Source organism: Kitasatospora sp. NPDC007106 (assembly GCF_040634455.1).
Taxonomy (GTDB): Bacteria; Actinomycetota; Actinomycetes; order Streptomycetales; family Streptomycetaceae; genus Kitasatospora; species Kitasatospora arboriphila.
Genome location: NZ_JBEYFP010000250.1, coordinates 1 through 8045, shown reverse-complemented (window position 1 = coordinate 8045; position 8045 = coordinate 1). Strand labels below are relative to the sequence as shown.

The 8045-nt window shown below is 66.1% G+C and carries 5 protein-coding genes; 3 read left to right on the top strand and 2 right to left on the bottom strand.

Features of this window, described 5'->3' with window-relative positions:
• A partial coding sequence (locus ABZ641_RS19705; protein ID WP_359983392.1) for a tetratricopeptide repeat protein occupies positions 1-1322 on the top strand: 1322 nt, incomplete at its 5' end.
• A 488-nt stretch (positions 1323-1810) separates the two neighbouring features.
• Here the strand turns inward: ABZ641_RS19705 and ABZ641_RS19700 are convergent.
• Together ABZ641_RS19700 and ABZ641_RS19695 are read right to left on the bottom strand one after the other, a co-directional pair.
• Positions 1811-2683 carry an IS3 family transposase gene (locus ABZ641_RS19700; protein ID WP_344628566.1) on the bottom strand — a complete coding sequence of 291 codons (873 nt, stop codon included), beginning with the start codon at positions 2681-2683 and terminating at the stop codon, positions 1811-1813.
• On the bottom strand, positions 2619-2978 hold the full coding sequence (locus tag ABZ641_RS19695) for a transposase (protein WP_359983390.1): 360 nt from the start codon (positions 2976-2978) through the stop codon (positions 2619-2621). Before ABZ641_RS19695 ends, ABZ641_RS19700 begins: the two co-directional genes overlap by 65 nt.
• A 573-nt stretch (positions 2979-3551) precedes the next feature.
• Here ABZ641_RS19695 and ABZ641_RS19690 point away from each other — a divergent pair.
• Both ABZ641_RS19690 and fxsT read left to right on the top strand, forming a co-directional pair.
• Positions 3552-6098 carry a WD40 repeat domain-containing protein gene (locus ABZ641_RS19690; protein WP_359983387.1) on the top strand — a complete coding sequence of 849 codons (2547 nt, stop codon included), beginning with the start codon at positions 3552-3554 and terminating at the stop codon, positions 6096-6098.
• A gap of 583 nt (positions 6099-6681) precedes the next feature.
• A partial coding sequence (gene fxsT / locus ABZ641_RS19685) for an FxSxx-COOH system tetratricopeptide repeat protein (protein WP_359983394.1) occupies positions 6682-8045 on the top strand: 1364 nt, incomplete at its 3' end.

Genomic DNA, 8045 nt, shown 5'->3' with positions numbered 1-8045 from the left:
TGGCCACCATCGCCCGCCACGGCCTCGCCCGCACCTACCCCGGCGGACTCCAACTCCACCGCCTCACCCGGGAAGTACTACGCAACCAACTCACCCCCCAACAGCACCGGCAGGCCGCCCGCGCCGCAGAAGCCCTCCTCACCGCCGCCACCCCGCAGAAAGCGAACGACCCGGGCACCTGGCACGCCTGGACCAGCCTCGTCCCCCACGCCCTCGCCCTCCCGCCCGAGGACTTCACCACCTGGCAGGGACGGTTCCTCGCCTGCGAAGCCTGCTGGTACCTCATGGACCGCGGCAACTCCGCCACCGTCCTCCCCCGCCTCAAGGCCCTCCACGACACCTGGACACGGCAACTCGGCCCCGACGACGAGGAAACCCTGTGGGCCGCCAACTACCTCGCCCGGGCCTACAGCGACACCCTGGACCACGCCAGTGCTCGCGCCCTCGACGAAAACACCCTCGAACGCCGCAAGCGCGTCCTCGGCGACGACCACCCCGACACCCTCATCAGCGCCAACAACCTCGCCCTCCGCCTCGCCGCCCTCGGTGACACCCAGACCGCCCACGATCTGGGCCAGGACACCCTCGAACGCCGCAAGCGCGTCCTCGGCGAGGACCACCCCTACACCCTGAGCAGCGCCCACAACCTCGCCCTCCGCCTCGCCGCCCTCGGTGACACCCAGGCCGCCCACGACCTCGACCGCGACACCCTCGAACGCCGCAAGCGCGTCCTCGGCGAGGACCACCCCAACACCCTGAGCAGCGCCAACAACCTCGCCAACCGCCTCGCCGAACTCGGTGACACCCAGGCCGCCCACGATCTGGGCCAGGACACCCTCGAACGCCGCAAGCGCGTCCTCGGCGAGGACCACCCCGACACCCTGAGCAGCGCCAACAACCTCGCCAACCGCCTCGCCGAACTCGGTGACACCCAGGCCGCCCACGACCTCGACCGCGACACCCTCGAACGCCGCAAGCGCGTCCTCGGCGAGGACCACCCCGACACCCTGAGCAGCGCCAACAACCTCGCCAACCGCCTCGCCGAACTCGGTGACACCCAGGCCGCCCACGACCTCGACCGCGACACCCACGAACGCCGCAAGCGCGTCCTCGGCGAGGACCACCCCAACACCCTCACCAGCGCCCACAACCTCGCGATCTGCCTCGCCGAACTCGGTGACACCCAGACCGCCCACGATCTGGGCCAGGACACCCTCGAACGCCGCAAGCGCGTCCTCGGCGAGGACCACCCCGACACCCTGAGCAGCGCCCAGCTCGCGAAGCGCCTTGCCACGGACAGGGGAGACACCGACGAGAGCTGAGCTGTGCGTCAGTTGTCGCTCGGCACAGCCTTCAGCAGGTTCGGGACGCCGCAGACGCCGGCGAGCAGATCGGCGTAGCCCTGACCCTGCGCCTACAGCACCTGCCGGTTCTTGTACAGCCCGAACAGGAAACCTTGGAGCGGTACGTCTGCCAGTCCTGGCGCTTGTTGCGCAGGAACTGACGCGTCTCCCCTCTCGCCTGCGGCATATCCAAGGCACACAGCGTTAACCTGTGGCGGAGTCGTTGGCAGGTGTCATCCGCGGCCGATCTCGCCGCGCATCGCACGGCCCACAGACGGCCCAGAATGCAAGCGGCTCGACTGTGAACCCGCCGGGTCAGACCAGGCCCGAGAGGTCGCTGCCCAGGGCCTCACACCTATGGCGACTGCCGCTGAAGGTGTCACTGGCATTCGCGCAGCTCAGGCGCCTGCAGTGACAGAGTGACAAGTGAGCTTGCTCCGCTTTGACGGACACCCTCGTTGTAGTGGTCAGGCCGCGAGGACGGCCTCGTAGTCGGCGGGGCTGCGGTAGCCGAGGCTGCTGTGCAGTCTGCGTATGTTGTACCAGCCCTCGATCCACTCGAAGATCGCTGTGCGGGCTGCCGCGCGGCTGGGCCACGGCCGGTCCTCGATCAGCTCCCGCTTGAGCGTGGCGAAGAACGACTCCGCGAGGGCGTTGTCCCAGCACTGGCCGGTGCGACCGACTGACAGACGGACTCCGAACTCGCTTGCCAGTATGGCGAATTCACGGCTGGTGTACTGACAGCCGCGGTCCGAGTGGAAGATCACCGGACCGTCGGGACGCCGGCTGCGGCAGGCGGTCCGCAGGGCGTCGGCGACGAGCTCGGTCCGCAGGTGGTCGGCCGTGGCCCAGCCGACCACGCGGCGCGAGGCGATGTCGATGACGGTGGCCAGGTAGAGCCAGCCCTCACCGGTCGGGATGTAGGTGATGTCGCCGCACCAGCGCACGTCGAGGCCGGTCGGGTCGGGCTGGAAGTCGCGCAGCACCAGGTCCGGCCGTGCGGCGGCGTTCGGGTCCGGGATCGTGGTGCGGTGGCGCCGCCTGCGGCGCCGGCCCTGCAGCCCCGCCTCGCGCATCAGGCGGGCGACCCTGCGGCGGCCGCAGCCGTCACCGTCCCGGCGGAGCACGGCGTGGATGCGTGGGGCGCCGTAGCTGCCCCGCGACGTCTCGTGGACCTCGGTGATCTTCTCCGTCAGCTCGGCGTCGCGGACCGCGCGGGGACCGGGCGCGCCATTGCGGCGGGCGTAGAAGGCGGCACGGGAGACCTTGAGCAGTTCACACGCCCGCTTGACGCTGTGACCTGCCTGCTTCTCCGCCTCGATGAACGGGTGCACCGTCACCGGGTCTCTTCGCGAAGAAAGCCGTCGCCCGCTTCAGGACCTCGACGTCCTCACGTAGCCGGCGGTTCTCCCGCCGAAGCCTCGCCAGCTCCTCGCGCTCGTCGCTGGTCAGGCCGTCCCGCTCGCCGGTGTCGACCTGGGTCTGGCGCACCCAGTCCCGCACTGCGGTTTCGGTCAGGTCGAAGTCCTTCGCGACCTGGCCGACCGAGCGGTCACCGCGTCGGCACAGCTCGACGATCTCCGCCTTGAACTCCGGCGTGAACGAGCGACGAGGGCGCGGCTTCTTCTTCCCCATGCTCTCCATGATGGACATCATCCTTCCGGGGCCGAAGCCCCTGATCAGGAGTGTCCGTCAAAGCGGATCAAGCCCACAAGTGTGACAGTCGCCTGACGCCCTGAGCTGTCACTCCGCCGTAACATGACCTGCGGACGCATGTGCTCACCGGAGACTTTGAAACGGCCCTGGCAAGGCCATCCCCACCTGGAGAGGCAACGCTGAAAAGGCTCACTCATACTGATCTGGGGGCCTACATTTCCTGCAGAGGTAAATCACTGGAGGATCACCATGGCGTTGCGATCGGCGGTACGTTCACAGCTGTCCAGGATTTCGACTTTTGGGGCTCGACGGCGCGCGGACGAGGCAGGCTACGACGCATTCATCTCCTATGTTCGCGAGCCGGACGCCATCCTTGCAGCCGCATTGCGTGATGGCCTTCACTCATTCGCGCGCCCCTGGTACCGCCTTAGAGCAATGAGAGTATTTCGGGATGAGTCAAGCCAATCAGCAACCTCGGAGATGTGGCCATCATTTGAGCGAGCGCTGAGAGCGTCCAGATTCCTCATTCTCCTGGTGTGTCCGGAGATGAAAATGAGGGCATCAGTAATCCGTGAGATTCGCTGCTGGCTAAAGCGTGATCCCGCCGGCGAAAACCTGATTCTGGTGCTCACTGCTGGAAAACTGACATGGAACGAAGAAGCTTGCGACTTTGATGGGCTGGTCGAAAACGAGGAAACTGGCGAGCTTGAGGAATCGGCGTTGCCCGCAGAGCTGTACGGCGTCTTCCGGCATGAGCCATTATATCTACCTCTCGACCGAGTGAATGACTCCAATCAGCTCACCCTCTTGAATCCGAGGTTCAGTGCTCCTCTTGCCCAAATCGCGGCGCGGATCCACGGCCGACCCGTTGACGAGCTGGCAGGCGAAGATGTAACGCAGCACAAGCGGAGAACTCGGATGATCCGCGTTGCAGTATCTGGCTTGGCAGCGTTGGCTCTCGTGGCGAGTGGAGCGGCCGTTGTTGCCATCCGACAGCGACAGATCGCTGTGGAGCGTCTCGCCATTGCTAATTCGCGCCAGCTGGCCACCGCCGCCGGGCTTCGGAGTCAAAGCGATTTACAGACAGCGATGTTGCTCAGCGCTGCTGCCTTCCAGATCAGTAAAACTGCCGAAGCCCGGGCTAATCTCATGCAGCAATTGCAGCGCAGCCAACACGTGGAACGGTTCGTAACTGGGCCAGGCAAGGCGATTAGCAGTCTTGCGCTCAGCCCTGACGGCCGCACACTCGTCTCGGTCAGCACAGACAGCAGCCAGCTCCTACTGTGGGATCTGGAACATCCCAAGGCTCCGGCTCGTACGTTGCGAGGTGGCCGCCATGCCTACTCGGCGGTGTTCAGTCCCGACGGGAAGACTCTCGCAGTTAAAGAGGTTGACAGGGTTGTTCTATGGGACCCCACCTCGGGGACGAGTAAGGCAACGTTTAACGGAACCGGGCCCCCTGCCTTCAGCCCAGACGGACACATCCTTGCCATCCCCGGCATTGACAAGACCGCCCGGTCCTATCCCTCGGGCAAGATCACTCTCTGGGACGTTGACACTCGCACAGAGGTGGACACCCTGCTGGGTGACGCGGGCGAGGCCACTGGCCTCTTCAGTCCAGATGGCCGGATCCTCGCGATGAACCAGGGAGCCGACGTCTTGTTGTGGGACGTCAGCACTGGCACTCTGCTGGGGACACTGACCGGCGGTCACACCCGCGGGGTGTTAGACATGGCCTTCAGTCCAGATGGACGGATGATCGCCACTGGGGGCCACGACGCCAAGCTGATCCTCTGGGACGTCGCGACACGTGCAACCCTGGCCACCTGGGAGCGGGACGGCGATGTCAACGCCGTTGCTTTTAGCCCGGACGGCAGAATCTTGGCGGCCGGCGACAATAGTGCTGGCATCAGCCTCTGGGATGTAGCCAACCGAACCCGGCTCGACATCCTCGGCGGCGGCCACACCAGTGCCGTTCTCGACATCGCTTTCAGCCCGGACGGGCGAAAACTGATCTCCTCAGGCAACGACGGCAGACTCATCATGTGGAACATCATTCCGCAGAACCCAATGATCGTCACCACGGTTCCGGGCACGGGGAAAGACTATTCTGGCAGCCCCGCATTCAGCCCTGACGGAAACATTTTGGCGTTCCCGACCGATGGCGGGGTCCTTCTCTGGGACATCCCACGACAGGCTCGACTGGCTCGTCTGCCCGGCTCAGGAGACCATCCTGCTTTCAGCCCGGACGGTCGCACCCTCGCCACCATTGCGGGTACAGACATCCTTCTTTGGGACGTCGCTCGCCGCTCCAAGACGGCGACCCTGGCCGGCGCCACGCCCACCGATCCGGCGAGCACGGGGGTTGTCTTCAGCCCAGACGGCAGCACCCTTGCCGCCGCAGCCAACCGTGCTGTTGTTTTGTGGGATGTGGCCCGCCGTGAGCGGGTCGCTACGCTCATCCCCCAAGAGGGCGATGATTACCAGGTACACGGCTTGGCCTTCAGCCCCAATGGTCGACTTCTAGCCGCCGGAGGTTATGGCTTTAATAGAATTATTATTTGGGATGTTGCAAAGAAAGCCCAGCGCAGTGCATTCTCTAGCGGTAGCGGCGAAACCGTATACCGGCTGAGCTTCAGCCCTAAGGGCGATGTCCTCGCTTGGAAAGCCTTAGAAAGCGCAAACACTGCCGTCGGCGGCGACTTTGGCATCATCCTGTGGGATATCAAGGCGAAGGCGAGGCGTACTACCTACACCCTCCATGCCGCACTCGGCGAAGCTGTCGCCTTCAGCCCGGACGGGAGCATGCTCGCCTCTGACGGCGGCGGCGTCAGTCTCTGGTCGATTGCACAAGGCGAACAGATGGCCATCTTGACCGTCCCCTGGAATCCGGACCCGACCTACCTGCGCGGCCCCGTCTTCAGCCCCGACGGCCGTTTCCTGGCGACGACTGGATCCGACAACAGCATCGTTCTCTGGGACGTGGACGCCAAATCATGGGTCCACCGTCTGTGCATGAAAGCCGGCCGGGCCATCACGCCGAGTGAGTGGGACTCAATCCTGTCTGGCCAGCCGTATCACTCCGTCTGCGGACAATGAGCCACTTCAGAGCGGCCACCGATCGGATGACGGTCGGGCGGTTGCGGGCCAAGGCAGAACGGGCAGGGCTCCCAGGCAGTTGGGTGGGGTATCTGACGTCTCAACTCTTTTACCTCGTCGATCCCCGTCTCGTCCAGGAACACCCCAGCCCACCCGCCCGAAGCGCGGCCACCACCGGAAGCACCCGCTCCCGATCCACCCGCGCATAGCTGAAGAACACCTCACCCGACGCGTCCACCCAACCCCGGCCCAGGGAGCGGGCGGCTCGCCGTGGATCCTCCGAGTAACACCAGGGTCGAGCTGTCGCTGTCCGCGGGGCCGATGGTTACGGCAACTGTCACCGCGGGTGTCACTGACATTCACGCAGTTCAGAGCGCTTGCAGTGACAGAGTGACAGGTGTGACAACAGGAAAGTCTCCATGGCTGTCACACCATCAGTTTCATCGGCCTCCCAAAGTGTCCGGGTTGTTCATCAGGCCCCAGCAGAGGCACTGGGGCCGTTGTCAAGTTTCGCCCGTGGACGGTGGTTGTGCGTCTAGGGTCGTGGCCGAGTGTGGTGGCGTCGCGTGGTTGCGGGGTGGGCATGGTCGACGTGGGTGACGGGCGGCGGGTGGACTTCTTCATCAGCCACGCGGGTGCGGACCGGGCATGGGCTGAGTGGGTGGCCTGGCAGCTGGAGGATGCCGGCTACACCACCGAACTGGACTACTGGGACTGGGCTCCCGGCGAAAACTTCGTCCTCAGGATGAACCAGGCCCTGGACAGCGGCGGCCGGATGCTCGCCCTGTTCTCCGCCGCCTACTTCGAGCCGGATCGGTTTACAACCGATGAGTGGACCGCCGTCCTCACGGTCAAGGACAAGATGGTCCCGATTCGCCTCGACGACGCCAAAGCCCCGTCTATCTTGGGGGCGATCATCGCGGCCAGCATCCACAGTCTGGAGGCTGATGCGGCTCGCGCTGCCCTCCTGGAAGCCGTCCGGAGGGCGCTCGGGGGACGGGGCCGCCCCCACCAGGAACCAGGGTTCCCGGGCCCAGGGGGCTCAGGCCACCTGCGACGGCTGGGTGCCACTGGGCCTCGGCTGCCCGGCAGCCTGCCCGGTGTGTGGAACATCCCCACCCGTAACGCGTCCTTCACCGGCCGCGACGAGCTGCTCGTTCGCCTCCGAGCCGGCCTCACCACCGGCAGCCCGGTCACCGTGCAGGCCATGCACGGCCGCGGCGGCATCGGCAAGACCCAGCTCGCCATCGAATACGCCCACCGCTTCGCCGGCGAATGCGAACTCGCCTGGTGGATCCGCGCCGAGGAACCCGCACTCATCGGCGAACAACTCACCGCCCTCGCTGCCCGCATCGGTGCCGCCCCCGCCGACGCCACCCCCGCCGAGGCGTGGGAGGCCCTCGCCGCCGAACTGCGCACCCGATCCCGCTGGCTCCTGATCTTCGACAACGCGGAGGACCCTGCGGCCCTGCGCCCCTACCTGCCCGGCGGCACCGGCCACATCCTCATCACCTCCCGCGACCCCGCCTGGCACACACTCGCCATCCCCCTCGACATCGACGCGTTCACCCGCCCCGAATCCGTCGCTCTGCTCCGCGACCGTGTCCCCACTCTCACCGATGCCGACGCGGACCACCTTGCCCAGGACCTGGACGACCTCCCCCTCGCCCTGGTCCAAGCCGCCGCCCTACTCGGCGGAAGTCTCACGCTGGCCCAGTATCGCGACCTGCTTGCCGCGCAAATCAGCGACCTGCTCGACGAAGGCCGCCCCTTGGACTACCCGCTGCCCCTGGCTGCACAGATCCGCCTGAGCCATCAACGCTTGGCCCAGGAAAGCCCGCAGGCGGCTGCGCTGCTCCGCGCCTGCGCACTGCTGGCCCCCGAACCCTTCCCCCTCGACGCCTGCACCCGCCCCGTCCCCGACCCGGACACCACCGTCCAGCCCCT